The organism is Trueperaceae bacterium (genome assembly GCA_036381035.1).
GTDB lineage: Bacteria > Deinococcota > Deinococci > Deinococcales > Trueperaceae > DASRWD01.
Genome location: DASVDQ010000124.1, coordinates 13,229 through 39,039 on the forward strand (window position 1 = coordinate 13,229; position 25,811 = coordinate 39,039).

The 25,811-nt window shown below is 74.6% G+C and carries 24 protein-coding genes and 1 tRNA gene; 17 read left to right on the forward strand and 8 right to left on the reverse strand.

All coding sequences use genetic code 11. The annotated features are described in order from the left end of the window. Window position 1: 1 nt before the first annotated feature. Genes VF202_14150 through VF202_14180 form a run of 7 tightly spaced genes read left to right on the forward strand, consistent with a single transcriptional unit; the run spans window position 2 to window position 6,873 of the window. Window positions 2-808, forward strand: a complete 807-nt coding sequence (locus tag VF202_14150) for a UDP-3-O-acyl-N-acetylglucosamine deacetylase (protein HEX7041255.1) — start codon at window positions 2-4, stop codon at window positions 806-808. Beyond that, window positions 805-1,767 (forward strand): Gfo/Idh/MocA family oxidoreductase, encoded by a 963-nt coding sequence (locus VF202_14155; GenBank protein HEX7041256.1) that lies wholly within the window; start codon window positions 805-807, stop codon window positions 1,765-1,767. The genes VF202_14150 and VF202_14155 overlap by 4 nt, the downstream gene beginning before the upstream one ends. A 23-nt stretch (window positions 1,768-1,790) precedes the next feature. Then, window positions 1,791-2,210 (forward strand): 3-hydroxyacyl-ACP dehydratase FabZ, encoded by a 420-nt coding sequence (gene fabZ, locus VF202_14160; GenBank protein ID HEX7041257.1) that lies wholly within the window; start codon window positions 1,791-1,793, stop codon window positions 2,208-2,210. A gap of 13 nt (window positions 2,211-2,223) precedes the next feature. Further along, a complete protein-coding gene (lpxA, locus tag VF202_14165) occupies window positions 2,224-3,093 on the forward strand; it encodes an acyl-ACP--UDP-N-acetylglucosamine O-acyltransferase (GenBank protein ID HEX7041258.1) in 870 nt (289 codons plus the stop codon). Then, entirely contained in the window at window positions 3,090-4,298 is a 1,209-nt protein-coding gene (locus tag VF202_14170) for a hypothetical protein (GenBank protein HEX7041259.1), read from the forward strand. Before lpxA ends, VF202_14170 begins: the two co-directional genes overlap by 4 nt. Continuing rightward, window positions 4,295-6,109, forward strand: coding sequence for an ABC transporter ATP-binding protein (locus VF202_14175; protein HEX7041260.1), 1,815 nt, complete (start codon window positions 4,295-4,297; stop codon window positions 6,107-6,109). Before VF202_14170 ends, VF202_14175 begins: the two co-directional genes overlap by 4 nt. Continuing rightward, a complete protein-coding gene (locus tag VF202_14180; protein HEX7041261.1) occupies window positions 6,106-6,873 on the forward strand; it encodes a class I SAM-dependent methyltransferase in 768 nt (255 codons plus the stop codon). Before VF202_14175 ends, VF202_14180 begins: the two co-directional genes overlap by 4 nt. On the opposite strand, the gene VF202_14185 is transcribed toward VF202_14180, so the two are convergent. From VF202_14185 to recG, 6 genes are all read right to left on the reverse strand, one after another. After that, window positions 6,827-7,483, reverse strand: a complete 657-nt coding sequence (locus VF202_14185; GenBank protein ID HEX7041262.1) for a histidine phosphatase family protein — start codon at window positions 7,481-7,483, stop codon at window positions 6,827-6,829. The genes VF202_14180 and VF202_14185 overlap by 47 nt on opposite strands. Beyond that, the gene (locus VF202_14190) at window positions 7,480-8,625 is read right to left on the reverse strand and encodes an aminotransferase class V-fold PLP-dependent enzyme (protein HEX7041263.1); all 1,146 of its coding nucleotides are present in this window, start codon (window positions 8,623-8,625) and stop codon (window positions 7,480-7,482) included. The genes VF202_14185 and VF202_14190 overlap by 4 nt, the downstream gene beginning before the upstream one ends. Next, a complete protein-coding gene (serA, locus tag VF202_14195) occupies window positions 8,622-10,193 on the reverse strand; it encodes a phosphoglycerate dehydrogenase (protein HEX7041264.1) in 1,572 nt (523 codons plus the stop codon). The genes VF202_14190 and serA overlap by 4 nt, the downstream gene beginning before the upstream one ends. 175 nt (window positions 10,194-10,368) lie before the next feature. Continuing rightward, window positions 10,369-11,289 carry an LEA type 2 family protein gene (locus VF202_14200; GenBank protein ID HEX7041265.1) on the reverse strand — a complete coding sequence of 307 codons (921 nt, stop codon included), beginning with the start codon at window positions 11,287-11,289 and terminating at the stop codon, window positions 10,369-10,371. 9 nt (window positions 11,290-11,298) lie between these two features. Continuing rightward, window positions 11,299-11,769 carry a hypothetical protein gene (locus tag VF202_14205; protein ID HEX7041266.1) on the reverse strand — a complete coding sequence of 157 codons (471 nt, stop codon included), beginning with the start codon at window positions 11,767-11,769 and terminating at the stop codon, window positions 11,299-11,301. Further along, entirely contained in the window at window positions 11,769-13,880 is a 2,112-nt protein-coding gene (gene recG / locus VF202_14210) for an ATP-dependent DNA helicase RecG (protein ID HEX7041267.1), read from the reverse strand. Before recG ends, VF202_14205 begins: the two co-directional genes overlap by 1 nt. Window positions 13,881-14,012: 132 nt before the next feature. On the opposite strand from recG, the gene VF202_14215 reads away from it, so the two are divergent. The 3 genes from VF202_14215 to alr all read left to right on the forward strand — a co-directional run bounded on the left by VF202_14215 (window position 14,013) and on the right by alr (window position 17,233). Continuing rightward, window positions 14,013-14,762, forward strand: a complete 750-nt coding sequence (locus VF202_14215; GenBank protein HEX7041268.1) for a basic amino acid ABC transporter substrate-binding protein — start codon at window positions 14,013-14,015, stop codon at window positions 14,760-14,762. Between the two features lie 117 nt (window positions 14,763-14,879). Next, entirely contained in the window at window positions 14,880-16,079 is a 1,200-nt protein-coding gene (locus VF202_14220; protein ID HEX7041269.1) for an amino acid ABC transporter permease, read from the forward strand. Further along, complete coding sequence (gene alr, locus VF202_14225) at window positions 16,067-17,233, forward strand: alanine racemase (protein HEX7041270.1); 1,167 nt, start codon at window positions 16,067-16,069, stop codon at window positions 17,231-17,233. The genes VF202_14220 and alr overlap by 13 nt, the downstream gene beginning before the upstream one ends. 72 nt (window positions 17,234-17,305) lie before the next feature. Here the strand turns inward: alr and VF202_14230 are convergent, their stop codons facing one another. Continuing rightward, window positions 17,306-18,745 carry a hemolysin family protein gene (locus VF202_14230; GenBank protein ID HEX7041271.1) on the reverse strand — a complete coding sequence of 480 codons (1,440 nt, stop codon included), beginning with the start codon at window positions 18,743-18,745 and terminating at the stop codon, window positions 17,306-17,308. Between the two features lie 103 nt (window positions 18,746-18,848). Between VF202_14230 and VF202_14235 the strand changes: the two genes are divergently transcribed. From VF202_14235 to VF202_14250, 4 genes are all read left to right on the forward strand, one after another. Next, window positions 18,849-19,457, forward strand: coding sequence for a deoxynucleoside kinase (locus tag VF202_14235; GenBank protein ID HEX7041272.1), 609 nt, complete (start codon window positions 18,849-18,851; stop codon window positions 19,455-19,457). Continuing rightward, window positions 19,454-20,098 (forward strand): deoxynucleoside kinase, encoded by a 645-nt coding sequence (locus VF202_14240; GenBank protein HEX7041273.1) that lies wholly within the window; start codon window positions 19,454-19,456, stop codon window positions 20,096-20,098. The genes VF202_14235 and VF202_14240 overlap by 4 nt, the downstream gene beginning before the upstream one ends. 9 nt (window positions 20,099-20,107) lie before the next feature. After that, window positions 20,108-21,613: a UDP-N-acetylmuramoyl-L-alanyl-D-glutamate--2,6-diaminopimelate ligase gene (locus VF202_14245; protein HEX7041274.1), complete on the forward strand. Its 1,506-nt coding sequence runs from the start codon at window positions 20,108-20,110 to the stop codon at window positions 21,611-21,613. Between the two features lie 119 nt (window positions 21,614-21,732). Continuing rightward, the gene (locus VF202_14250) at window positions 21,733-23,031 is read left to right on the forward strand and encodes a thymidine phosphorylase (GenBank protein HEX7041275.1); all 1,299 of its coding nucleotides are present in this window, start codon (window positions 21,733-21,735) and stop codon (window positions 23,029-23,031) included. Window positions 23,032-23,116: 85 nt separating this feature from the next. Here the strand turns inward: VF202_14250 and VF202_14255 are convergent, their stop codons facing one another. Continuing rightward, window positions 23,117-23,731, reverse strand: coding sequence for a hypothetical protein (locus VF202_14255; GenBank protein HEX7041276.1), 615 nt, complete (start codon window positions 23,729-23,731; stop codon window positions 23,117-23,119). Between the two features lie 255 nt (window positions 23,732-23,986). Between VF202_14255 and VF202_14260 the strand changes: the two genes are divergently transcribed. The 3 genes from VF202_14260 to VF202_14270 all read left to right on the forward strand — a co-directional run bounded on the left by VF202_14260 (window position 23,987) and on the right by VF202_14270 (window position 25,621). After that, window positions 23,987-24,063: transfer RNA gene (locus VF202_14260), tRNA-Met, on the forward strand. 171 nt (window positions 24,064-24,234) lie between these two features. Next, a complete protein-coding gene (era, locus tag VF202_14265) occupies window positions 24,235-25,248 on the forward strand; it encodes a GTPase Era (protein HEX7041277.1) in 1,014 nt (337 codons plus the stop codon). Between the two features lie 16 nt (window positions 25,249-25,264). Beyond that, complete coding sequence (locus tag VF202_14270; GenBank protein HEX7041278.1) at window positions 25,265-25,621, forward strand: GIY-YIG nuclease family protein; 357 nt, start codon at window positions 25,265-25,267, stop codon at window positions 25,619-25,621. The last annotated feature ends 190 nt before the right edge of the window (window positions 25,622-25,811 follow it).

Sequence of the window (25,811 nt, forward strand, 5' to 3'; positions counted from 1 at the left end):
GGTGGCCGCGGCGGTAACCGGCGTCGGGCTGCACAGCGGCGAGACCTGTCGCGCCTACCTCCACCGCGACGACGGCCCGCTGCGCTTCCGGCGCGGGCGCGCCGAGGTGGTCGCCCGCGTGACGAACGTCGCCGCCACGGACAGGGCGGTCACGCTGGCCGCCGACGGCGCCCGCGTGTCGCTGGTCGAGCACCTGCTGGCCGCCCTGCGGCTGCGCGGGTTCTACACCGGCGTCGTCGTCGAGACCAGCGCCGAGGAGCTGCCGATACTCGACGGCTCGGCGGCGCCGTGGCTCGAGGCCGTCGCGGCGCTCGGCGAGCCGCCGGAAGCGCCTCCGCCCCTCGTCCCCGCGGCGCCCGTGGAGGTCGCGCTCGGCGCCTCCCTGGCCAGGGTGGAGCCGGGCGACGAGCGCCTCGACGTCTCCATCGAGTTCGCGCACCCGGCGATCGGCGCGCAACGCTGGTCGGGCGGTCCTAAGGACTACGCCGAGCTGGCGAGCGCCCGCACCTTCGGGTTCCTCGGCGAGGCGGAGTCCCTCAGGGCCAGAGGGCTCGTTCGGGGCGCGTCTCTGGAGCATGCTATCGTCTTCGCTGATGACGGGCCGCTGCGCCCACTTCGGTTCCCCGACGAGCCGGTGCGCCACAAGGCGCTCGACGCTATCGGCGACCTGGCCCTCCTCGGCCGACCCCTCCAGGCTCACGTCACACTGCAGCGCGGCTCCCACAGGCTCCACCACGCCCTCATGTCCCTACTGCTGAGCGCGAGCGAGCTCCCGGAGCGGGACCGCGAACGGCCGGTGCGACCGTGAGCGTGCGCGTCGCGGTCATCGGCTACGGCGTGATGGGCCGCTACCACGCCATGAACTACCGGTCGCTGCCGGGCGTGCGGCTCGTCGCCGTCGTCGACCCCGACCCGGACAAGCGCCTGGCGGCCCAGCTCGAACTCGGCGTCGAGGCCTACCCCTCGGTGACGGCGCTGCTGGAGGCGCGCGCCGTGGACGCGGCCAGCGTCGCGGCGCCGACGAGCCTCCACTACTCGCTGGCCAAGCAGCTACTCCTCGCCCGCGTGCACGTCCTGGTCGAGAAGCCGGTGGCCACCGACGTCGACCAGGCTCGCGAGCTGGCCGAGCTCTCCAGAGGGCTCGGCCTCGTCCTTCAGGTCGGCCACATCACGCGCTTCTACCGCTCCGTGGCGAAGCTCGGCGAGGAGGTGGACCGGCCCTACCTCATCGAGGCGAGGCGCCTGGTGCCCTCCACGCGCGTCAAGGACGTGGGCGTGATCCTCGACCTCATGATCCACGACATCGACATCGTGCTCGGCCTCGTCCACGGCGAGCCGGTCAAGGTCTCGGCCGTGGGGCGCTGCCTCAACGGCAGCCCACACGAGGACGTCGCCGCCGCGCAGGTCCTGTTCGCCGACGGCTGCATCGCCAGGCTGCTGGCCAGCCGCGTCGCCCCCGACGCGGAGCGCAGCCTGCTCGTGGCCGAGCGCGACCGCACGGTGCGGGTCGACTTCGCCAAGGAGCCCTACGCCGAGGTCGTCGTCTACCGCGACCCGGGCGGGGGCACCAGCGCCGGCCACGTGCAGCTCGACAGGCACGTGATCCACGAGGAGAACCCGCTTAAGAAGGAGCTCGAGCACTTCCTGGCGCGCCAGGCCGGCCAGGCCGCGCCCATCGGCACCCTGGCGGACGACCTGCGCTCCCTGGCCCTGGCGTCGCGCCTGCTGGCCGAGACGCGCGAGGCGCGCGGCGTCGTGGCCGTCTAGGACGCTGCGCTAGACTTGCCGCCATGGACCTGGACGTCCGGGCGGTCCTGCCCCACCGCTACCCCTTCCTCTTCGTCGACAGGCTCGTCTCCCTCGAGGGCGACGACTTCGAGTGCGTCAAGAACGTCACCCACGACGAGCCGTTCTTCGCGGGGCACTTCCCCCAGGAGCCGGTGATGCCGGGCGTGCTGATCGTCGAGGCGCTGGCGCAGGCGGCCGGCGTCGCGCTGGCGGCGCGCGAGGGCGGCGCGCCCGCGGGCATCGGCTACCTGGCCGGCATCGAGGGCGCGCGCTTCCGCCGCAAGGTCGTGCCCGGCGACGTCCTGCGGCTCACCGGCCGCATCGTCGCGTTCCGGCGCGGGCTGTGCAAGGTCGAGGCCAAGGCCCTGGTCGGCGAGGAGGTCGCCGCCGAGGCCTCGCTGTCGTTCCTCTACTCCTCCTGAGATGAGCGCGGCCGTGCCAGGGTCAGCAGGCGGCGCGCCGGCCGAGCCGGGCGCGCCGCCCCGCGTCGCCCGCACCGCCGTCGTCGAGGACCCCTCATCGCTCGCCCCCGGCGTGACGGTGGCGGCCGGCGCCTACGTGGCGGCCGGCGCCGCGCTGGGCGCGGGCGTGACCGTGGGGCCCGGCGTCGTGGTCGAGGGCGGGGTGCGGGTGGGGGCCGGCACGCGGCTGCTCGCCGGCACGGTCCTCCACAGCGGCGTGGAGGTCGGCGCGCGCTGCGCCGTCGGGCCATACGCCGTGCTGGGCGGCGAGCCCATGGACACGGCCTTCCGCGGCGAGGAGAGCCGCGTCCTCATCGAGGACGACGTGACGATCCGCGAGTTCGTCACCGTGCACCGCGCCACCGGCGAGGGCGAGGTCACGCGCGTGGGCGCCGGCACGCTGCTCATGAGCTACGTCCACGTCTCGCACAACACCGTCGTGGGCCGGCGCTGCGTCCTCACCACCTGCGTGCAGCTCGGCGGCCACTCCGTCGTCGGCGACAGGGCGAACCTGGGGTCGAACAGCCTCCTCCACCAGTTCTGCCGCGTCGGCGCCTACGCGATGTTCGGGGCGGCCAGCGCCGCGAACCAGGACGTCCTGCCGTTCGCGATGGCGCGCGGCAACCCGGCCAGGCACTACCGCCTCAACACCGTGGGCCTGCGGCGGGCCGGCTTCGACGGCGAGCGCTACCGCCACCTCGAGGACGCGCTGCGGGCCCTGCGCCGCCGCGACACGGCCGCGCTCGAGGAGCTCGCCACCGTGAGCCGGGACGCGGCCGAGCTCCTGGAGTTCGTGCGCACCAGCCGGCGCGGCGTCCTGAAGTTCGTGACGGGGGGAAGATGAGCCAGGTCGTGCTCGTCAGCAACGGCCCGGGCGAGCTCTACACCTGGGTCGCCCCCGTGGTCAGGGAGCTCAGGCGCGCCCTGCCGGACGCGCGCGTCTCCGTGGCGCTGGTGCCGTGCCAGTTCGCGGCCGGCAACGAGCCAGAGGTCGCGGCGTCGTTCGGGCCCGACCACGTGTCGCGCCCCGCCGAGTACCTGCGGGCGCTGGCCGCCGGCACGGTGCCGGCCGGCCTGGCCGACGCGGGCGCCGGACCGGGGGCCGTCGTCGGCCTCGGGGGCAGCGCCGCCGCGCCGGTCGCGCTGGGACGCAGGCTGCGCTTCCCGGCGTTCCGCTACAGCTTCGAGCCGTACTGGCACCGCGGGCTCGAGCTCCTGCTCCTGCCCGACGAGAAGGTGCGCGACAGGGCGCTGCGGCGCGGCTCGCCGGGCTCGGCGCTGCGCGTCGTCGGCAACCTCGTCGCCGACGCGGTCGAGGCGGCGGAGCCGCCGGCGGAGAGAGGCGACCCGCACGTGCTCGTCTTCGCCGGCAGCCGCGACCAGTTCGCACTGCACCTGATCCCGTTCATGATCGCGCTGGTCGACAGGCTCGCGCGCGAGCTGCCGCGCGCGCGGTTCGTGTGGCCGGTGAGCCGCATGCTGCGCCCGAGGACGCTCGAGGCGGGCATCGCCGGCGAGGCGGCGGCGACGCTCGCGGGCGCGGCCGGGCGCCGCGAGGGCGACGTCGTGTACACGCCCGGCGGCGGGCGCATCGAGCTGGTGCCCGAGGAGCAGCGCTACGCGCACATGCGCGCCGCCGACCTGGCCGTGACGATCCCCGGCACGAACACGCTCGAGCTGGGCGTGGCGGGCGTGCCGGCCCTGGTGCTGCTGCCGCTGAACAGGCCCGAGCTCATCCCGCTCGAGGGCGCGGGCCACTGGCTGGGCCTCGTGCCGCTGGTGGGCCGCTACCTGAAGCGCTACGCGGTGAGGCTCTTCGTCGAGCGCCTGGCCGTGCCGGTGTCGCTGCCCAACCGCATCACCGGCGAGGACCTGATGGTCGAGGTCTCCGGCCGGGTCCACCCCGACGCCGTCGCCGAGCGCGCCCTCGCCCTCGTCGCCGACGAGGACGACCTGGCGCGGCGCCGCCGGCGCCTGCGCGAGACGATGCCGCGCCCCGGCGCCGCCGCCGCGCTGGTGGACGTCGTCGCGTCCCACGCCGGCCTATGAGCGCCGCCGACGACCCGCGCGTGCCCACGGCGCGCTCGCTGCTGTGGCCCCGGCGCCCCAGCGCCTACCTGGGCGTGCTGGCGGCGGTGGCGAGCGCCGTGTCCCGCGTCGCCGTGGTGCCCCTGTTCGTGACCCCGCTGTTCGACAGGGCGCTCGCCGACCCGTCGGCCCTCCCGGGGATGCTCCTCGTCGCCGGCGCCGTCGTGCTCGGCGGCAGCCTGGCCCTGTGGGCGCAGGACGCCCTGCTGGGGCGCGCGGCCGCGCTGTCGACGGCCGACGCGCGCCGGGCCGTCTACTCCGACCTCCTCCACCGACCGCCCGGGACCCTGCCCGGCTCCAGCGGCGCGCTGGCGAGCCGGGTGATCACGGACCTCAAGGAGGTCGAGAACTACGTCCGCTACGGCCTCGGCTCGCTGGTCGCCGAGAGCGTGACCCTGGGCCTGATCCTTGGCGCCCTGGTCAGGGCCGACGTGAGGGCGGCGGGTCTGCTGGCGGCGCTCGGGCTGCCGGCGGCGCTGGCGCTGCGCGGCCTCGGCGCGGCGCTGCAGCGCGCCGCCGCCGGCTCCATGGAGGGCACCGAGGCGCTCGGCCGCCACATCCAGGAGGGCGTGAGGCACCACGAGACGGTGGCGGCGTTCGGGGCGCGGCGCTTCATGCTGCGGCGCTTCGACGCCGTGAACAGGTCCACCGCCGCCGCGGGCGCCAGGCGCAGCCTGTTGGCCGGGCTGCAGGTCCCCGTGACGCAGGTGCTGCTCTACGGGGCGCTCGGCGCCGTCGTCGTCGTGCTCGCGGGCGGGGTGCGGCGCGGGGAGCTCACGGTGGGCGAGATGGTCTCGTTCCTCACGCTGGTGGCCCTCGCCGCCGGACCGGCGCAGCTCCTCCCGGCCGCGTATGCGCTCTACCGCCAGGCCGCCGCCGCGGCGCGGCGCGTGGAGGCGCTGGCGCGGGAGCGTCAGCCGGCGGAGGGCGCGCCGTCCGACGCGACGCGTCCGTCGGGCGCCGACGCCGGCCGCGCCGCCGAGCCGGCGGGGCCCACCGCACCAGGTCCCGAGGTCGGGTCGGCCGCGGACGCTTCCGGCCCCGCGCGCCCCGTGCCCACGCCCGCGCCCGGCGCCGCCGGGCACGCCCTCAGCCTGCGCGGCCTGGCCACGGGCTTCGACGCCGAGCGACCCGTGCTCACGGGCCTCGACCTCGACCTGCCCCCGCGCGGGCTCTTCGCCGTCACCGGCCCCAGCGGCGTGGGCAAGACGACCCTCCTCAGGACGCTGCTCGGCCTGCTCCCGCCGGTGGCGGGCCGCGTGGTCTGGGGCGACCGGGAGCTGCGCGACGTGCCGGACGAGGAGCTGCGGCGTCTCGTCGCCTACGTGCCGCAGGGCCACGAGCTCGTCTCCGGCACGGTGCGCGAGGCCCTGGCGCTGGGCCGCGAGGTGGCCGACGACGACCTGTGGGCCGCGCTCGAGGCGGCCGGCGTCGCGCGGACGGTGGCGGACCTGCCGGGCGGGCTGGACGCCGAGCTGGGCGAGGACGGCTCAGGCCTCTCCGGCGGCCAGAGGCAGCGCCTGGCGATCGCGAGAGCCCTCGTCGGCCGTCCCGCCGCCCTCCTGCTCGACGAGCCCACGTCGAACCTCGACGAGGCCGCGGAGGCCGGCGTCGTCGAGCTGCTGGCGCGGCTCGGTCGGGAGAGGCTGGTGCTGGCCGTCAGCCACAGGCCCGCGCTGGCGGCGGCGGCGGACGCGGTCATCGAGCTGGGCCCCGCGGACGGTGCGGGCAGGACGCTGGCCGCGCGCGGGGCGGCATCGGAGCGCGCTTGATCTACGACGACGCCCCCGACCTCTACGACGCCCACTACCTCGCCTACCGCGACGACATCCCCTTCTACACGCGCCTCGCCGCCGACACGGGCGGGCCGGTGCTCGAGCTCGGCGCTGGCACCGGCCGCGTGACCGAGGCACTCGCGCGGGCCGGCCACGAGGTCGTGGGCGTGGACGCCGCGCCGGCGATGCTGGCGCGGGCGCGCCGGCGCCTGGAGGTGGCCGGCCTCCTGTGCCGGGTGAGCCTCGTCGAGGCCGACATGCGCGACCTCAGCCTGGGCCGGCGCTTCCCCCTCGTCATCGCGCCCTTCAACGCCCTCATGCACGCCTACACGCTCGACGACCAGGACCGCACCATGGCCGGGGTCGTGGACCACCTGGAGGACGACGGGCTGTTCGCCTTCGACCTCTACGCGCCGCGTCACGGTCCGCGCCGGGTCGTGCGGGTCGAGCCGGAGGTCGGCGCCGACGCGGCGGGGCCGGGCGAGCGGCACGACGTCTTCCTCGTGCAGGAGGTCGACGAGCTGGCGCAGCTCGCGACCACGACCTACTACCACGACACCGTGGGCGCCGGCGGCGTCCTCACGCGCCGCGTCACGGCGCTGCGGCAGCGGTACTACACGCGCTTCGAGGTCGAGAGGCTGTGCCGCGCCTTCGGCCTGCGGCTCGAGGTGTACGGCGGCTTCGACCGCTCGCGCCTCACCGCCGACAGCCCCGTCATGGCCTGTCTGGCCAGGCGCGGCCCAGCAGCCGCCAGCCGCTAGAGGACACGAACAGCGCGTCGGGCATGAGCAGCGAGCCCCACAGCGCGAGCGGCGCCAGGTGGTTCGGCTCGGCCAGGAGCAGCGTCATGACCGTGGCGTGGGTGACGACGGCCGTGAGCCCCGCTCCGTCGCCCTGCGCCGCCACCTCGACCATCGCCGCGGCGAAGCGCGCCCGCGCCTGCGACGCCGTCTCCTCGCCCAGCACGAGCTCGTCCGGGCGCGCGAAGAGGCGTCCGATCGTCTCGCGCCACTCGACGTCGCCGACGATCGGCAGCACGCCCCGCCTGTGCTCGTCGAGGCCGGGGTGAGCGCCGGGGCCCCGCAGGCCCCAGGCCTCGGCCAGCGCCGCGGCCGTCGCCACGGCCTTGGGCTCGGTGCTCGACAACAGGCGCGTCACGCGCCTGCCCGTGCCCTCGAGCAGCCTGTCCACCTCCGCCGCCAGCGCGTGGCACGCCGGCACGGCGCCGGGGTCGAGGAGCCAGTCGCGCGCCGGCACGCCGGCCCTCAGCACCGGCCGCGCGTGCCGGACCAGGACCACGTCGGCCGCGGCGAGTCGTTCGCGGTCCCCCGGTGACGGGGGCTCGCTCGCGCCGCGGCCTCCCGCGCTCACTCCGCGTCTTCCCAGGCTCGCGCGGCGGCGCCGGCGGCCGCGCCGGGCGCCACGTCGAGCCCCACGGACCGCGCCGCCGCCTCGAGCGCGCCGGCCAGCAGCATCAGGTCGTGGCGGTCGGCCCAGCCGAGCAGGGAGGGCCTGACGATCCTGTCGGCCAGGTCCCCCTGGCCGCCGCCGACGTGCACGCCGAGCTCGGCGAGGGCCGCGGCCAGGCGGCGGGCCCCGGCGGCGGCCGGGACCTCGAGCGCCGCGACGGCCGGGCTGGGGCGGCTGGCGAACGGCCTGAGCCCGCAGGCCGCGCCGGCCGCCAGCAGGGCGCGGTTCAGCCGCTCCTTCTCGCGCCACCGCGCCTCCAGACCCTGCTCGAGGATGAGGCCGAGGGCCACGTCGAGCCCCACGACCAGCGAGGTGGCCGGCGTGCTGCCGGCCCCGCCGGCGGCCTGCAGCTCGCGATCGCGCCTGAGGTCGAGGTAGCCGGTGGGCACGAGGCCCTCCGTGCTGGACCAGGCGCGCGTCGACAGCCAGGCGAAGCCGAGGCCGGGCGGGGTCATCACGCCCTTCTGCGAGCCGGAGACGACGACGTCGAGGCCCCACTCGCGCGGGCGCAGCTCCGCCGCGGCCAGGCTGCTGACGGCGTCGACGACCACGAGGGCGTCGGGCGCCGCCTCCCGCACCGTGCGGGCGATCGCCGCCACGTCGTGGAGCATGCCTGTGGAGGTCTCGGAGTGCACGACCACGACGGCCGCCGTGTCGGGGCGCGCCCGCAGCTCCTCCGCCAGCCGCGTAAGGTCGTACTCCTGGCCGTAGTCTGCGGCGAGCTCGGTGACGGCGAAGCCGTAGCGCCGGCACAGGCCTGCCCACTTCTCGCCGAAGCGCCCCGAGCGCAGGCACAGGACGCGGGCGCCCTGCGGCAGGCAGGCCAGCAGAGCGCCCTCGAAGGCAGCCGATCCGGAGCCCGTGACGACCACGACGTCGTCGCCGGGGACGGCGAACACCTCGGCCAGCGACGCGCGGACGCGCGCGAACACCGCCTGGAACTCCGGCCCCCTGTGGTGGATCACGGGCCTGGCCAGCGCGGCCAGCACCTGCGGCGGCACGGGCACCGGGCCCGGCGCGTAGAGGCGCTTCGCGGCGGTCACAGGCGGACCATCCGCAGCGTCTTGATCACGTCCTGGAGCGAGCGCAGACGCTCGATGGTCTCCGGCTCCGGCGTGCTGTCGAGCGTGAGGACGAACATCGCCAGGCCGTCAGGCGACACGCGCGAGAGCTGCATGCTGTTGATGTTCACGCCGTCCTCGCCCAGCACCGTGCCGACGCGCCCCACCGCCCCGGGGCGGTCGTAGTTCGTGCACACGAGCATCGTGCCCTCCGGCCTGATCTCGAGGGCGTAGCCGTCGATCGCCGTGATGCGCGGCCGCCCGGCGAGCACCGTCCCCGCCGCGCTCGACTCGCCGGCGGGCCCGCGCACCGTGGCCGTGACCTGCGTCGTGTAGCCGCGCCCGCGCGCGGCGCGCACCTTGGAGACGCGGATGTCGCGCTCCCTGGCGATCGAGGGGGCGTTGACGTAGGTGGGCTTCTGGTCCAGCACCGGCTCGAGCAGGCCCTTGATCACGGCCGTGGCGATCGGGTCGGGGTCGATGGGGAACTCGCCGGCCAGCTCGACCTCGAGCTCGCGCACGCGCCCCCCGCCGAGCTGGCTGACGACGCGCCCGAGGACCTCCCCGAGCTCCAGGTGGTCGCCGAGGGCGGCCACGACCTGCGGCGCCAGCGCCGGCGCGTTGACCACGCCACGAGAGTAGTCGCCCCGCAGCGCCATGACCGTGCGCTCGAGGATCTCGGTGCCGACGCGCCCCTGCGCCTCGACGGTGTTCGCGCCGAGGTGGGCGGTGAGCACGACGTCGTCGCGGTGCAGGAGCGGGTTGTCCGGGGTCGGCGGCTCGAGCGCGTAGACGTCGAGCCCGGCGGCGAAGACCTTGCCGCCCTCCAGCGCCTCGACGAGCGCGTCCTCCCTGATGATCCCGCCCCGCGCGGCGTTGACGACGACGGCGCCGTCGGGGAGGGCGGCGAGCTCCTCGCGGCCGATCATCCCCTCGGTCTCCTCGGTGAGCGGCGTGTGGACGGTGAGGAAGTCGGAGCGCGCCAGCAGCGCGCGCAGGTCGTCGAACAGCTCGACCTTCAGCTCCTGGGCGCGGTGCGGCGAGACGTAGGGGTCGTAGGCCGCGACGCTCATGCCGAGGCCCTGGGCGCGCTTGGCGACCAGGGACCCGATGCGGCCGAGGCCCACGATGCCGAGGCGCGCGTTCTTCAGCTCCCGTCCCAGGAAGGAGCGGTCCCAGCGGCCCGAGCGCACGAGCCTGTCCGACCGCGCCACGCCGCGGGCGGCCGCCAGCATCAGCGCCAGGGCGTGCTCGGCCGCCGAGACGTTGTTCGCCTCCGGAGCGTTGACGACGAGCACGCCGCGACGGCTGGCGGCCTCCATGTCGATGTTGTCGACGCCCACGCCGCCGCGTCCCACCACGCGGAGCCGCTCCGCCCTGTCGAGCAGCTCGGCGTCCACGCGGGTGCGGCTGCGGGTGATGATCGCGTCGTAGCCGCCCACGACCTCGAGCAGCTCGGCGCGCTCGATGCCGGGCCTGTAGTCGACCTCCACGTCGGCTCCGTCGACCTCACCGAGCTTGATGGAGTCGGTGACGAGTATGCGGGCCATGGCGCGAGAGGTTACCACCGCGGGCCGGGGCGAAGGGCGGGGCCCGCCGTGGCCGAGCCCGCAGGTCCCTACGAGCTCCGCTCGGGCGTCCACGCCAGACGACGGCGAGCCCGCAGGTCCCTACCAGCTCCGCTCGGATCTCCCGGCCCGGTCGGTCCGGGAGCCCGGGAGCTTCCTAGTGCACGAACCCGGTGACCGACCAGCCGCTCGGCACGGGGAACGAGTCCACGCCGAGGACGTCCATGAAGAGGTCGCCCTCGAGCCTCAGCAGCGTCGCGTAGCCGTCGATGGCCGACTCGAGCGCCGCCCTGGCGTCGTCGGACAGCTCGTCTGGCACCGGGTAGAAGAGCAGGTCGACGCGCGTGGTCTCCCCCGCGGCGATGGGCACGGGGCGCATGTCGTCGGTAGCCACCGGCCAGCCGCCGAGCACGAGGGTGAGGTCCTTGCCGTGCAGGAAGTAGCCGATGTCGCCCGGGTTGTTCGCGAGCAGGACGACCTGCGCCACGGGCACGCCGGTGTGCAGCTCGTAGACGCGGCTGGCCTCCTCGTCGAGGCGCAGCAGCGGCGCCTGCGCGGTGCGCCTCGCGAACGTCGAGCCCTCGAGCAGCAGCTTCTGCCTGGTCTCGAAGGCGTAGGAGGCCGAGCTGAAGCGCAGCGTGCCCTCGATCGCGAACCGCAGCGGCCTGTCGACGAAGGCCCGCGCGGCCGCCACGAACAGGTCGTTGCGGCCGGAGAGGTCGGTCGTGACCTGGAACGACACCGGCGCGGTGGCGTCCGGCTCGAGGTAGACGTCGGGCGCCAGCGCGCCGCGCACCGCCTGCCGGCCCTCGAGGAGCACGTTGTAGGCGATGGTCTCGAGCCGCACGGGGAACTTGTTCGGGTTGCGCACGAGCGCGCCGACGGTCATCTCCAGGACCGCGCCGGCGCCGGGAGGGTCGAAGCGCTCGATCGACGTCTGGCCGGGCACCAGCTCGAAGGTCGGCGGCAGGATGTCCTCGATCTGCTCGGTGCGCCTGATGTCGGTGCGCGGGGCGCACGAGGCGAGCACGGCCAGTGCCAGGGCCGCCGCCAACGTCGTGAGCGCCCTGCGGTCCACGGGCAGAGTCTACCAGCGGCGCTGCTCCGCCGCTCGGGGCGCGAAGGGCAGCAGCAGGCAGACGACGAGCACGACCGCGCCGAAGAAGAAGAACACGCCGAAGCTCGTGAGCGGCAGACGCCCGGCCGCCGCGGTGAGCGAGACCGCCCGCTCGAAGAGCAGGAACGGCAGGAAGGTGTAGACGACGCCGGTGATGCCGGGCATGAGCGCCGCCAGCAGCGGGCGCCCGCCCGTCCAGCGGTAGGCGAGCGCGGCGCCGCCCGCCGCGAGGAGCGCGCCGGCGGCGAGGAACGTCAGCGTCGCGGCCGTGCCGACGCCCTCTGACCAGCCGCCGCGGGCGGCGACGAGCGCGTGGACGAGCAGCGGCAGGTGCGCGAGCGCGGCCAGGGTCGGGAAGCGTCCCCGCCCGAGCACTACGCGCAGCACGAGGCCGACCCCCAGGCCGACGATCACGGCCAGGGCGAGCAGGCGCACGAGCATCACATCACCTCCCTGACCATCACGGCGCGGCTGCGGCGGGACAGCTCCTCGCGCAGCCTGGCGGCCCAGGCGGCGCGGAGGTCCGGGTCGGCCCCCAATATCGCCTGCGCCAGCTCGCGCGCCTGTTCGATGACCTCGCCGTCGGTGACCAGGTCGCCGACGGCCAGCTCCGGCAGACCGGACTGCCTGGTGCCGCGCAGGTCGCCCGGCCCCCGCAGCTTGAGGTCGAGCTCGGCGATCGTGAAGCCGTCGGCGTGCTTCACCAGCGCCTCGAGGCGCCGGCGCGTCTTCCTGGTGGCGTCGCCCGCGACGAGCAGGCAGAAGCTCTCGTGCGCGCCGCGGCCCACGCGCCCGCGGAGCTGGTGGAGCTGCGACAGGCCGAAGCGCTCGGCGTTCTCCACGACCATCACGGTCGCGTTGGGCACGTCGACGCCGACCTCGATCACGGTCGTCGAGACGAGGACGTCGGCCTCGCGCGCCCTGAACCTGTCCATCACGGCGTCCTTCTCGGCCTGCGGCATGCGGCCGTGCAGCATCTCCACCCGCACCCTCTCCGGCAGCACCTGCCTGAGGTCCTCGAAGAGCCTCGTCGTCGCCAGCACCTCGTCGAGGGCCTCGCTCTCCTCGATCAGCGGCGTGACCACGTAGGCCTGCCTGCCCTGCGCGACCTGCGAGGTCACGAAGCGGTAGACGTCGCCGCGCCTGTTCGCGCTCACCAGGCGCGTCGTCACGGGCGTGCGGCCGGGCGGCAGCTCGTCGATGACGGTGAGGTCGAGGTCGCCGTAGAGCGTCAGGGCCAGCGACCGGGGTATCGGGGTGGCCGACATCACGAGCACGTCGGGCACCCCCTGCACCAGCGCGCGGCGCTGCGCCACGCCGAAGCGGTGCTCCTCGTCGATGACGGCCAGCCCCAGGTCCCTGAACTCGACGCCCTCCTGGATCAGCGCGTGCGTCCCGACCACCACGTCGGTGTCTCCGGAGCGCAGGCGCGACCTCACGCCGGCGCGCTCGCCGGCGGTCATCGCCCCGGTGAGGAGCTCGGTGCGCACGCCCAGCGGGAAGAGGTAGCGCTGCAGGTTCGCGTGGTGCTGGCGCGCCAGGATCTCGGTGGGCGCCATCAGCGCGGCCTGGCGCCCGCCGCGCACGGCCACGTACATCGCGGCGGCGGCGACGGCCGTCTTGCCGGAGCCGACGTCGCCCTGCAGGAGACGCGCCATCTGGCGGGGGGCCGCCATGTCGGCGAGGACCTCGCTCAGGGCCCGCCGCTGCGCGCCGGTCATCTCGAACGGCAGCACCGACTCGAAGCGCTCGAGGTCCTCCGGCGCGGCCGGCTGGCTCTTGCCGAGGCGCGTGGGGTCACGGCTCCTCAGCACGGCCAGCTCGAAGAAGAGGAAGTCGTCGAACTTCAGCCGCCGCATCGCCCTCTGCAGGGCCCTCTCGTCCTCGGGGAAGTGGGCCGCGCGCCAGGCCACGTCGAGCGGCACGAGGTCGTAGCGCTCGAGCCAGCTCCGCGGCAGGTGGTCTGGCAAGGTGGGCAGCGCCTCGAGGAGGCGCATCACGGCGCGCCGCACGTAGGCCTGGCTCGTGGCCTGGTCCGTCCGGTAGACGCCGACGATGCGGCCGAACGACAGCGAGGCCTCGTCGTCGTCGACCTCGAAGCCGGTCACGTTGAGCTCCAGGCGGCCGCCCTGGCGCCTGACGCGGCCGCTGAGGACGAGGTCGAGGCCCGGGTAGAGCTGCTTCTCGAGCCAGGGCTGGTTGAACCAGACGGCGGTGAAGCGCTGACCTGAGGTCCCCTGGAGGTAGGCGCGCAGCACGTGCAGCCCGCGGCGGCTCCTGGTGGCGCTGCGGCTCAGCACGCGCCCGGTGACGGTGGCGTTCTGGCCGTCCTCGAGGGAGGCGAGGCTGGGCAGGACGCGGCGGTCCTCGTAGCGCCGCGGCAGGTACGTGAGGAGGTCGCGGTAGGTCTTGACCCCCATGTCGCCGAGCTTCTTCGGCGCCTGGGCGCCGATGTCGACGAGCCTGGAGGCCAGCGGCTCGTCGAGGCGGTCAGCCGTCAGCGCCCCCGCGACACGGGGGGAGGGCTTCCCGCTGCCGCCGCCGCTCCTCACGTGAAGAGTGTACTAAGGCCGCCTCCGTTGCCTGTGCCTCCGGCGCTTCGCTATGCTCCACTGCGACGTCCGCCGGCCCAGGCGCGAGCACGCGAGCGCCAGCCGCTGCCGGCGGAGCCCGGGAGAGAGACCATGAGGAGAGCTGTGATCGTGATCGCGGCGCTGGCCGCAGCGGCCTTCGCCTCGGCCCAGGACCTAGGAGGCCGCACGTTGGTCGTCGGGTCCGACACCACCTACCCGCCGTTCGAGACCGTCGACGAGTCCGGCACGATCGTCGGCTTCGACGTCGACGTCGTGACCGCGATCTGCGAGCGCATCAACTGCGTGGCGCAGTTCCAGACGACGGCGTGGGACGGCATCTTCCCCGCCCTGGCCCAGGGCGAGTTCGACATGGTCGCCTCCGGCGTCTCGATCACGCCGGAGCGCGACGAGATCGTCGACTTCTCCGATCCCTACCTGGTCGTGAACCAGGCCATCACGGTGCGCGTCGAGGACGCCGACCTCACCGTCGAGGACTTCTCGGGCGACGACAGCGACCTCGTGCTCGGCGCCCAGCTCGGCACCACCAACGCCCAGCTCGGCGAGGAGCTCGTCGGCGCCGACCGCCTGCGCCTCTACGACACCTTCAACTCCGCCGTCCAGGCGCTCCTCAACGGCGACGTCGACGGCGTGATCATCGACGGCGTCACGGCCGACGCCTTCGCGCAGCAGTACGCGGGCGACCTCGTCGTGAACATCCGCGGCCTGTCCAGCGACCCGCTCGGCCTCGTCTTCCCCGAGGGCGACCCGCTCGTCGACGACTTCAACGCCGGCCTCGAGATGATCAAGGCCGACGGCACGCTCGACGACCTGATCGAGAAGTGGTTCGGCGGCGAGGAGTGAGCTGAGGCTCGGTGCGAGCCTCGAGGAGAGGGGCCGGCCCAGCGCCGGCCCCTCGTCGTTCTGGGCCGGCCGCCAGGCGGGGCGCGACGCCCCGCCGCGCGTTAGCCTGTGGCGACTGTGAGCCGTAACCAGCCGTCGGCGCGGCCCGCCGGCCGCCCGCTCGGGCGCGTGCGTCCGAGCAACATCGTCCTCCTGGCGCTGCTGCCGCTCGTCGTCTACCTCTTCGCGAGCGACGCGGACTACCAGGACGCGCTGACCTTCCTGCTCCCCGGCCTGCGGTACACGATCTCGGTGACGCTGCTGGGCTACGGCCTCGCGGCGGTGCTGGGCCTGTCCCTGGCGCTGCTGCTCCTGCTGAAGCCCGGCAAGCGCACCCTGCCGACCTTCTTCGTCGTCGCCTGCGTAGGGCTCGTCGTCGGCACGGCGCTGCTGTTCACGCCGAAGACCCAGCTGGTCCTCGCCGGGGCGGCCGAGGGGCGCGTGGCGATCGTCCGCGGCACGCCCGCGCGCATCGCCGAACAGGTGCAGGAGGGGACGTTCGCGGAGGGGGCCCAGGAGCGCCGGTTCCTCAGCGCGCTGGACACGTCGGCGGCGCTCGCCTACCTGGAGGAGGGGCGCGTGACGGCCGTCCTGCTGCCCCCGGACGAGGTCCCGGCGGAGCTGCCGGAGCTGTGGCGCTTCACGTTCCTGCCCGACGCCGCCCGCAACCCGGCGTTCCTCGCCATCGGCATGGGCGTGGCGTTCCTGCTCCTCGGCTTCGCGGGGTGGCAGACGGGCCACCACCCCCTAAGCGTGTTCGCCGAGGTGTACGTCGACCTCATCCGCGGCGTGCCCATGCTCGTCGTCGTGCTGTTCATCGGCTTCGTGATCCCCGGCGCGCTGCGCGACCTCACCGGCGGGAGGATCGTGATCCGCGACGACCTGCTCCGCGGCGTGCTGGCCATCGCGATCGGTTACGCCGCGTACATGGCCGAGATCTTCCGCGCCGGCATCGAGGCGATACCCAAGGGCCAGATCGAGGCCGCCCGCAGCCTCGGCCTCACGGCGGCGCAGACCGCGCGCTTCGTGACGCTGCCGCAGGCGATACGCATCGTCCTGCCGCCGCTGGGCAACGAGTTCATCGCGATGCTCAAGGACACGGCCCTCCTGTCGGTGATCGGCGTGGGCGACGTGACGCAGAAGGCCCGCGAGTTCGGGGCGGCGACGCTGAACCTCTTCCCGCCCTACAACAGCGCCGCGGTGGTCTACATCGCGCTCACCCTGGCCGCCTCCAGCCTGCTGAAGTCGCTCGAGAGGCGCGCGGCGTGGACGCGCTGAGGTCCGCCGCGCCGGCGGCGTCCGCGCCGGAGCTCTCCGCGGCGGTCGCCGAGGTGGACCTCTCGGCCCTGACGCACAACCTCGGCGTCGTGAGGCGGCACCTCGCGCCCGGAGCGGAGGTCCTCGCCGTCGTGAAGGCGAACGCCTACGGCCACGGCCTGCCCGGGACGGCGCTGCACCTCGAGTCCCAGGGCGTGCGCTGGTTCGGCGTGGCCACCCCGGCCGAGGCACTGGCGCTGCGCGCGGGCGGGGTGACCGCCAAGGTGCTGCTGCTCTCCCCCGTCGCCGAGCCGGACACCGTCGCGGCGCTGGCGGCGCGGGGCGTGGCGCTGACCGTGCCCGGCGAGGACGCGCTACGGGCGATAGCCGCCGCGCGCCTGCCCGAGCCGGTGGAGGTGCACATCAAGCTCGACACCGGCATGGGCCGGATCGGGGCGCGCACCCCGGCCGAGGCGGCGCGGCTGGCCGTGGCCGCCGCGCGCACCGACGGCGTGCGCATGGGCGGCACGTTCACGCACCTCTACGCCTCCGAGGAGGAGGACGAGGGCCCGACGCGCGAGCAGCTCGCGCGCTTCGAAAAGCTGGTGGCGGCGATACGAGACGCCGGCGTCGACCCCGGGCTGAGGCACACGGCCAACTCGGGGGCGGTGTTCCGCTTCGCCGACCACCACTACGACCTGGTGCGTCCCGGCATCGTCCTCTACGGCTACTACCCGGGCCCGCTCGTCGCGTCGCTGGCGCCGGGGCTGCGCCCGGCCATGCGCCTCACGGCGCCCGTCAGCTTCGTCAAGCGCCTGCCTCCCGGCGCCACCGTCTCGTACGGCGGCCTGTGGCGCGCCGAGCGCGAGACCGTGGTCGCCACGGTGAGGGCCGGCTACGCCGACGGCTTCAGGCGCTCCCTCACCGGCCGCGCCCGCGTCGGCCACCGCGGCCGGTTGCTCGAGGTGATCGGCCGCGTCTGCATGGACCAGCTGATGGTGGACGCCACGGGCGCTGACGTGGCCGTGGGCGACCGCGTGGTCTTGTGGGGACCGGGCGGGCCCAGCGCGGAGGAGCACGCCGCGGCGATCGGCACCGTCGCGTACGAGATGCTGACGGGCGTGGCCGCGCGCGTGGGCAGGGTGTACGTGCCGACTCTGCCGCCGCTGGACTGAGGCGTCCGCCGCGGGCGCGGGCCGTCGCGGCGGCACCTTCGACGCGCCACGAGTGTGCCGAGCCCGCCGGCCTCAGCCGGCCTCGGCGGCGGCCTCCTCGACGGCGTGCTCGAGCTCGGGGTCGACCGGAGAGGCGAGCACGCTGATCACGCGCCGGCCATCGGCCTGCTCGACCTCGAAGCGCATGCCGGCGAACGTCACGGCCTCGCCCGGCTCCGGTATGTGGCCCAGCTCGTCGATCATGAAGCCGGCCAGGGTGTCGTAGTCGCCGTCCTCCTCGAACGTCACGCCCAGGGCCTGCCCGATGTCCTCGAGGTTCGCCGAGCCGAGGAGGCGGTAGGCGCCGCCCTCCAGGGCGCTGATCTCGGCCTCCTCCTCCTCGTCCGTCTCGTCGTAGATGTCGCCGGTGATCTCCTCGATGATGTCCTCGAGCGTGATGACCCCGGCCGTGCCGCCGAACTCGTCGACGACGACGGCGAAGTGGCTCTTGCGCGCCCGCATGTCGCGCAGCAGCGCCGCCACCGACAGCGTCTCCGGCACGAACTGCACGCTGGTCATCAGGTCGGCGACCTTGACGCCCGCCAGGTCGGGTGAGCCCTCGAGGTAGCCGAGCAGGTCGCGGGCGTAGACGACGCCGCGCACGTTGTCGATCGTCTCGGAGTAGACGGGGAGGCGGCTGTAGCCGTGCTCGCGCACCAGCGCCAGCAGGTCGAGCAGGCTCGCGCCCTCCGGCACGCCCACGACGTCGACGCGCGGCGTCATGACCTCGCGCACCACGGTCTCCTCGAGGTCGATGACCCCGCGGATCATCGCCTGCTCCTGCGCCTCGAGGACGCCGGACTCGCCGGCGCGCCGCAGGAGCTGGCGCAGCTCCTCCTCGGACATCTGCGAGCTCAGGCTCGGCTCGATGCGGAAGAGCCTCAGCACGCCCTTCGTCAGGAACGTGAACATCGCGCCGACGGGGTAGACGACGACCGAGAGCAGGTAGACGGGCCTGACGATCGCGCGCGCCAGCCCCACGGGGTCGCGCAGGGCGATCGAGCGCGGGATGATGTCGGCGAAGACGAGCATGAGCATCACGGCGACGACGCCGCCGTAGAACACGGCCAGCCACGGCGAGACCGCCGTGCCCGCCGCGAGCTGCAGCGCCGTGACGACGATGGCGGCGGCGAAGCCGACGTCGGCGGCCGTGCGCACGATCAGCAGCGTCGAGACGTACCGCTGCGGGTCGCGCTCGACGAGCGCCAGGGCGCCGTTGCCCTCCTCGCGCCCCTCCCAGAGCTGCCGCATGCGCCACTCCGACAGCGAGCCGAGCGCCGCCTGGCAGGCGGACGCGAGGCCGGAGACCAGCAGCAGCGCGGCGGCCAGCGCCGCGCGACCGGGGCCCAGACCCACGGGCAGGCCCGTAGGTGCTGCCTGTGCGAGAGCGACAGTCGTCGTGAGGAGCAGGAGGGGGAGGACCGTCTTGGCGCGCCAGCGGCGCCAGGGACTACTCGGAGGTTCTTCGTTCAACCTGCCGGGGAGTGTAGCACAGCGGGGCGCGGAGGTCGTGCCAGACGTGACGCGCGGGCCCCGGCGGGGCGCCCGGCGGCCGGCGGTATGCTCGGGGACCGATATGTCGCTCATCGTGATCGAGGGCCCCATCGGCGTGGGGAAGACCAGCCTGGCGCGCATCCTCGCCGAGCGGCTGGGGGCGCGGCTGCTCCTCGAGGTCGTCGAGGAGAACCCGTTCCTGGCCCGCTTCTACGAGGACAAGGAGCGCTACGCCTTCCAGACCGAGGCCTTCTTCCTGCTCTCCCGCTTCAAGCAGCACGCCGAGCTCTCGCAGGCCGCCCTCTTCCAGCGGCACACCGTCTCCGACTACATCTTCGACAAGACGTTCCTCTTCGCGTCGCTGAACCTGCACGGCGACGAGTTCGAGCTGTACCGCACGCTCTTCGACCAGCTCCGCTCGCGCCTGCCCGACCCCGACCTCACCGTCTACCTGCGCGCCGAGCCCGACCTGCTCCTGAGGCGCATCGCCAAGCGCGGACGCGCGTTCGAGTCGGGCATGAGCGCCGACTACCTGGCCGAGGTCACCGCCGCCTACGACGAGTACTTCGACGGGGCGCGCTTCCCTGTGGAGGTCGTCGACGCGGGGGCCATCGACTTCGTGGAGGACGAGGGCGACCGCGAGGCGCTCGTCGCCCGCGTGCTCGCGCGGCTCGAGGCCGTGCCGTCGTGAAGCAGCAGGACGGCGGTCTCTACGTCGCGGTCGCCGGCAACATCGGCGCCGGCAAGTCGACGCTCACGCGCATCCTCTCGGAGCGGTACCACCTCTCCCCCGTCTTCGAGGCCGTCGACGAGAACCCCTACCTCGCCGACTTCTACGCCGACATGCGGCGCTACGCCTTCCACTCGCAGGTCTTCTTCCTCGCCTCGCGTCTGCGGCAGCACCTGCGCGAGGTGAACCCGGGCCGGCGCGTGATCCAGGACCGCACGGTGTACGAGGACGCGAACGTCTTCGCCAGGCTCCTCGCCGAGGACGGGCTCCTCGACGCGCGCGACCACGCCAGCTACACGCTGCTCTACGACGCCGTCGCCTCGGCCCTCAGGCCGCCGGACCTGCTCATCTACCTGCGGGCGTCGCTGCCGACCCTCAAGGCGCACATCAGGCAGCGGGGGCGCGACTACGAGGCCGACATCGACGACGCCTACCTCCAGCGCTTGGGCGAGCTCTACGAGCGCTGGATCGAGGACTACTCGCTCTCCCCCGTCGTCGTCGTGCCGGGCGACGACCTCGACTTCGTCGGCGACGAGAGGGACCTGGCGCTGGTCCTCGACCTGCTCGAGCGGCACGGCCTCACCCCGCCGATGGTGCGCTGAGGGGCTAGCGTGCGGCTGTCGGCGCTCCTGTCCCGGGCCGCCGCGCGCGCCCCCGAGGCGCTGGGCGAGGTGCCGGACGCGGTCCGCGAGCGCGACCCCGAGGTCACCGCCGTGGTGCAGGACCACAGGCGCGCCGGGCCGGGCGCGCTCTTCGTGGCACGGACGGGGGAGCGCTTCGACGGCCACGCGTTCGCCGCCGAGGCCGTCGCGCGCGGGGCCGTCGCCGTGGTGGGCGACGCGCCGCAGGAGCGCGTGGCGGGGCTCGGGGAGGCGCCCTACGTGCGCGTGCCCGACGCGAAGCGCGCGCTGCCGCACCTGGCCGCCGCGCACGCGGGCCACCCGTCGGAGCGCCTGCGGGTCGTCGGGGTCACAGGCACCGACGGCAAGACCACGACGAGCTTCCTGGTCGCCCACCTGCTCGGCGCGCGTCACGCCACCGGGCTCATCAGCACGGCCGCGGTGCGCCTCGGCGGCGAGGAGCTGCCCCTCGAGGGCCACTTCACGACGCCCGAGGCGCCCGAGGTGCAGGGCCTCCTCGCCCGCTTCCTCGCGGCCGGCGCCAGCCACGTCGTCCTCGAGTCGAGCTCGCACGGCTTCTCGCAGCACCGCCTCGACGCCGTCGCCTACGCCGCTGGCGTCGTCACCAACGTCTCGCCCGAGCACCTGGACCACCACGGCACGTTCGCGGCCTACGTGGACGCGAAGGCCACGCTCGTGCGCCGGGCGCGGGCGGCCGTCCTCAACGCCGACGACGAGGGCTACGCGGCGTTCCTGGCGGCGGCGCGGGAGGCCGGGACGCGCGTGGTGACCTACGGTGAGGCCGCCGACGCCGACGTGAGGCTGCTCGGCGTCGCGGAGCGTCCGGGGGCGCTCGACCTGACCCTCGACGCGCTCGGCGAGCGGGTCTCCGCGCGGCTGCCGATGGTCGGTCGCTACAACGCCTGGAACGCCGCCGGCGCGGTGGCGGCAGCGGTGCTGGAGGGCGTGCCGGCCGCGGAGGCGGCGGCCTCCCTGGCCGGCTTCCCCGGCGTGCCCGGGCGCATGCAGGTCGTCGCCACCGAGCCCTTCACCGTCATCGTCGACTTCGCCCACACGCCGCCCGCCCTCGCGAAGGCGCTGGCCGCGGTCGGGCGTCAGGGCGCCCACACGATCGTGGTGGTCGGGTCGGCCGGCGAGCGCGACCCCGGCAAGCGCGCGCCGCTGGGCGAGGCGGCCGTGCGCGGCGCCGACGTCGCCGTCCTCACCGAGGAGGACAGCCGCTCCGAGCCGGTCGAGGCGATCCTGGCGGCCATGGCCGCGGGCGCGGAGGCCGCCGGGGGCGTCCCGGGCGAGACCTACCACCTGGTGCCCGACAGGCGCGAGGCCATCGCCCTGGCCTACCGGCTGGCGCGCCCCGGCGACGTGGTGGTCCTCGCCGGCAAGGGCCACGAGCGCACGCTCGAGCGCTACGACGAGGTGCTGCCGTGGGACGAGGCGCGCGTCGCGCGGGAGCTGCTGCCGCCGGGCGCGAGCTGAGCCGCGGCGCGGCCGTCGTGCGGCCGCGAGGCCGCGGCCAGCTCCGCCGGGCCCGCCGGCGGCACCGCCGCGTGCCGTCCGCCGGCCGCGAACCAGGAGCTCGCGTTACGATCGCCGTCATGCAGGAGCAGGGCTTCCGCGCGCTCGACCTGATCCTCGCCAAGAAGGCCGGCGGCGAGCACGCCGCCCACGAGCTGTCGCGGCTCGTCGACGGCTTCGTGGCCGGGGAGGTCCCCGACTACCAGATGGCCGCCTGGCTGATGGCCGTGTGCTGGCGCGGCATGACGCCGCGGGAGACGGCCGACCTGACGCTGGCGATGGCGCGTTCGGGCGAGCAGCTCGACCTCTCCGACCTGCCCCACGCCGTGGACAAGCACTCGACGGGGGGCGTGGGCGACAAGACGACGCTGGTCCTGGCGCCGCTCCTGGCCAGCCTCGGCGCCACGGTCGCGAAGATGTCCGGCCGCGGCCTGGGGCACACCGGCGGCACCGTCGACAAGCTCGAGAGCATCCCAGGCTTCCGCGTCGACCTGAGCGAGGAGGAGTTCAGGCGCCAGGCGCGCGAGGTGGGCGTCGTCGTGACCGGCCAGTCGAAGGACCTCGCGCCCGCCGACGGCCTCATCTACGCCCTGCGCGACGTCACGGGCACGGTCGAGTCGCTGCCGCTGATCGCGTCGAGCATCATGAGCAAGAAGCTCGCCGGCGGCGCGAGGAGCATCGTGCTCGACGTCAAGGTGGGCTCGGGAGCCTTCATGCGCACCGAGCCGGAGGCCCGCGAGCTGGCGCTGGCGATGACCGCGATAGGCCGCCACGCCGGTCGCGACGTCACGGCCGTGCTCTCCCGCATGTCGGAGCCGCTCGGCCGCGCCGTGGGCCACGCCCTCGAGGTGAACGAGGCCATGGAGTGCCTGCGGGGCGGCGGACCCGCCGACCTGCACGAGCTCTGCGTGGTGCTGGCCTCGCAGGTGCTGGCGCGCACAGGGCTGGCGGCCGACCGCGCCGCGGTGGAGCGGGCCCTCGACGACGGACGCGCCTACGAGCGCTTCGAGCGCTGGGTCGCCGCGCAGGGCGGCGACGTGGCGTCGCTCGGCGCGCTGCCGCTGGCGCCCGACCAGGAGCTGGTGCGGGCGCCGCGCGCCGGCGTGATCGCCGCCTGCGAGGCGCGGTCGGTCGGCGAGGCCGTCGGCCTCCTGGGCGGCGGGCGCGCGCGCAAGGGCGACGCCGTCGACCACGGCGTGGGGGTGGTGCTCCACGCCAAGGTGGGCGACGCCGTCGCCGCTGGCGAGCCCGTCGCGACGCTCTACCACCGGGGCGGCAAGGGCCTAGGGGCGGCCGCCGCGCGCGTACGGGCCGCCCTGACCGTCGCCGACGCGGCCGAGCCGCTCCCCCTGATCGTCGCGGAGGGCCTGGGTCTCTAGGGCCGTCCGCGTCCGCCGGGGCCACCGCTCCGCGACGGAGCCGTCGCGGCCCGAGCCCGACGCGCGGCGGCGCGCCCTCGCCCGCCTACTCCTGCCCGAAGACCTTCACGCCGGCGGGGCACAGCCTGACCGCCGGGTTGTAGTCCTGGAACATCCCGCTGGGGTTGTCCTTCCACAGCCAGGCGTGCAGCACCCACAGCGGGAGCACCGGGTGCTGGTGCAGCTCGAGGCCGAGGACCGTGGGCGGCTCGGGGCTATCCCAGGCGTCTACCGGCACGATGTACTCGTGGGCGACCAGCGCCGCGACGTTCCCCTCGGCGTCGAGCTCGTAGACGAGCGCCTCCGGCCGGGCCGGGTCCAGCTCGGCGTCCATGAGCGCGTTGTTCAGGTAGTGCAGGCCCATGCCGCCGCGCGCCTCGTCCTCGAAGCAGCCGAGGTCATCCATCGTGCTGACGTAGCCCTCGGCCTCGGCCGTGGCTAGGTCCTGGAACCGGGCGCCGCCCAGGTAGGCCTGCGTCAGGGCCTCCGCGTCCGCCTCGCCCTCGTGGCCGGCGCCCTGGGCCGCTCCGAACGCGGCCACGGAGGCCGCCGCCAGCACCCCCAGGGCGGCCGCCAGCAACCGGCGGCCGGCTCCGCGCCTCGCGCTACCCGCGGCGCGTAGGCGCCGCGCTCCCTCCACGTGCTGCCGTTGCTGCCTCATGTCTGCTCCTCTCCCGATCCGCGCGGTCTGTGGCGCGAACCGCGTTCGGGTCGAAGCTAGCGCCGGCGCCGGCCCGAGCTCATGGGGGGTTCCCCCTACGTTTCGCAGGGCGCGGCGCCCCGCCCGCCAGCCGTGCCGGCGGCGGGCTCGTCCGCCGCGGGCCCGGCGGCTTGCATCGCCGGCCGTTGACACGCCCGCGGGCGCCCGGCTACTATTGCTTTTGCGCCGCACACGGCGCCGAGGCGTTCGCGGCGACGCGGGGTGGAGCAGTCTGGTAGCTCGTCGGGCTCATAACCCGAAGGTCATTGGTTCAAATCCAATCCCCGCAACCACGCCTAGGGCCCCTCTCGCGAGGGGCCCGCTCCTTGTGGCACGGCCACGGGCCGCGGCCGCGCGTCCCTGGCTCCCCCGGGCCGCCCCTGCCGTGCGTTCCCGCCTCGACGGCGACCGCCCGCCGGGCGCGGAGCGTGCGCTCATCGACCGCGCGGCTAGACTGGGTGCCCGTGACAGGCGACGAGAGCGAACAACGACGCCAGGGGGACCAGGACGCCTCCGCCGCCGAGGAGGCGGGCGGCCCCGCGCCGGGCAGCGCCCCCCTCGACCGCGCCGGCGCGGCTCCCACCAGGTCCGGCTTCGTGGCCATAGTCGGCAAGCCGAACGTCGGCAAGTCGACGCTGCTCAACACGATGCTGGGCGTGAAGGTGGCGCCGATCACCCCCAAGCCCCAGACGACCCGCCGCGGCGTGCGCGGCATCTACACGTTCGAGGACCGGCAGCTCGTCTTCGTCGACACCCCCGGCCTGCACCGGGGCGGCGACACGGCGCTGGACCAGGCGATGAACCGCGAGGTGCGCGACGCCGTCGTCGACGTCGACCTCGTCCTGTGGGTCGTGGACCTCAGGCGCCCGCCCAGCGACGAGGACAAGGACGTCGCGCGGCTCCTCGGCGCGCTACCGCCCGAGGTGCCGGTGTTCATCGTCGGCAACAAGGTCGACGCCGCCAAGTACCCCGACGAGGCGCTCGAGCTGTACGGCGAGCTGTTCCCCCGCGCCGAGCGCACGCTGGCGCTGTCGGCCCTCAACGACCCCAAGGCCGTCTACGCCCTGCGCGACGACCTGCTCGACAGGCTCGAGGAGGCGCCCTTCTACTTCCCCGCCGACGTCCGCTCCGACCAGTCCCGCGAGCAGTGGGCCGCGGAGCTGATCCGCGAGGCGGCCATGATCCACCTCAGACAGGAGCTGCCGTACGCCGTGGCCGTGCAGGTCGTCGACTGGCAGGACCCCGTGGAGGAGGGCAGGCCCATCGTCATCACCGCCGAGATCTGGGTCGAGAAGCCCGGGCACAGGCGCATCGTGATCGGGTCCGGCGGGGCGATGATCAAGGAGATCGGCCGCACCGCGCGCAAGCAGCTAGAGGTCTTCCTCCAGGAGCGCGTGTTCCTCGAGCTCGAGGTCGTCGTGCGCCGGGACTGGCGCCGCGACAAGGAGGCGCTGCGCGAGCTCGGTTACGAGCCGTGAGCGCCGGACGGACCGCGTGCCGATAGCCGCCCGCTGGCGCAGCCTGGCGGCGCTGCCCAAGCCCCGCGGGCGCGACGCGATGCCGGGCGTCTACGAGCTGGCCGACGAGCAGAAGAACGTCGTCTACATCGGCCAGTCGGCGACCGACGTGCCCAACCGCATCAGGCAGCACCTCTCCCGCCCCACGTGCGTGCGCGAGCGCGCGCGCTACTGGCGCTACGCCTACAGCCGCGTGCCGCAGGCCGAGGAGGCGCGCCTCCTCGCCGAGTACCGCGAGCGCCACGGCGACGTGCCGCCCTGCAACCGCGCCGTGCCCCGCACCAGGGACAGCCGGCGGCGGTTCGTCGAGCGCTTCGGCAGCGAGCCGGAGTAGCGACCTAGACGCATTTTCCTCGCGTCACATGTGAAAACCCCTACTAGGGCGCGTACCTCCACGGTGATAGAACCCTGAGAGCAACCTTCTCCGTCACGACGGCCTAGATGGAGAACAGGAGGAGCGATGAAGACCATCCTTAGAACGCTCGTACTCGCCACCGTGCTCGGGGGAGCCGCTCTCGCGCAGG

Excerpts from the sequence above, each read along its gene's own strand:
- fabZ (HEX7041257.1), top strand. The coding sequence starts at position 1,791 with ATGGACCTGGACGTCCGGGCGGTCCTGCCCCACCGCTACCCCTTCCTC.
- VF202_14170 (HEX7041259.1), top strand. The coding sequence starts at position 3,090 with ATGAGCCAGGTCGTGCTCGTCAGCAACGGCCCGGGCGAGCTCTACACC.
- VF202_14175 (HEX7041260.1), top strand. The coding sequence starts at position 4,295 with ATGAGCGCCGCCGACGACCCGCGCGTGCCCACGGCGCGCTCGCTGCTG.
- serA (HEX7041264.1), bottom strand. The coding sequence starts at position 10,193 with ATGGCCCGCATACTCGTCACCGACTCCATCAAGCTCGGTGAGGTCGAC.
- VF202_14205 (HEX7041266.1), bottom strand. The coding sequence starts at position 11,769 with ATGCTCGTGCGCCTGCTCGCCCTGGCCGTGATCGTCGGCCTGGGGGTC.
- VF202_14215 (HEX7041268.1), top strand. The coding sequence starts at position 14,013 with ATGAGGAGAGCTGTGATCGTGATCGCGGCGCTGGCCGCAGCGGCCTTC.
- VF202_14235 (HEX7041272.1), top strand. The coding sequence starts at position 18,849 with ATGTCGCTCATCGTGATCGAGGGCCCCATCGGCGTGGGGAAGACCAGC.
- VF202_14250 (HEX7041275.1), top strand. The coding sequence starts at position 21,733 with ATGCAGGAGCAGGGCTTCCGCGCGCTCGACCTGATCCTCGCCAAGAAG.
- VF202_14255 (HEX7041276.1), bottom strand. The coding sequence starts at position 23,731 with ATGAGGCAGCAACGGCAGCACGTGGAGGGAGCGCGGCGCCTACGCGCC.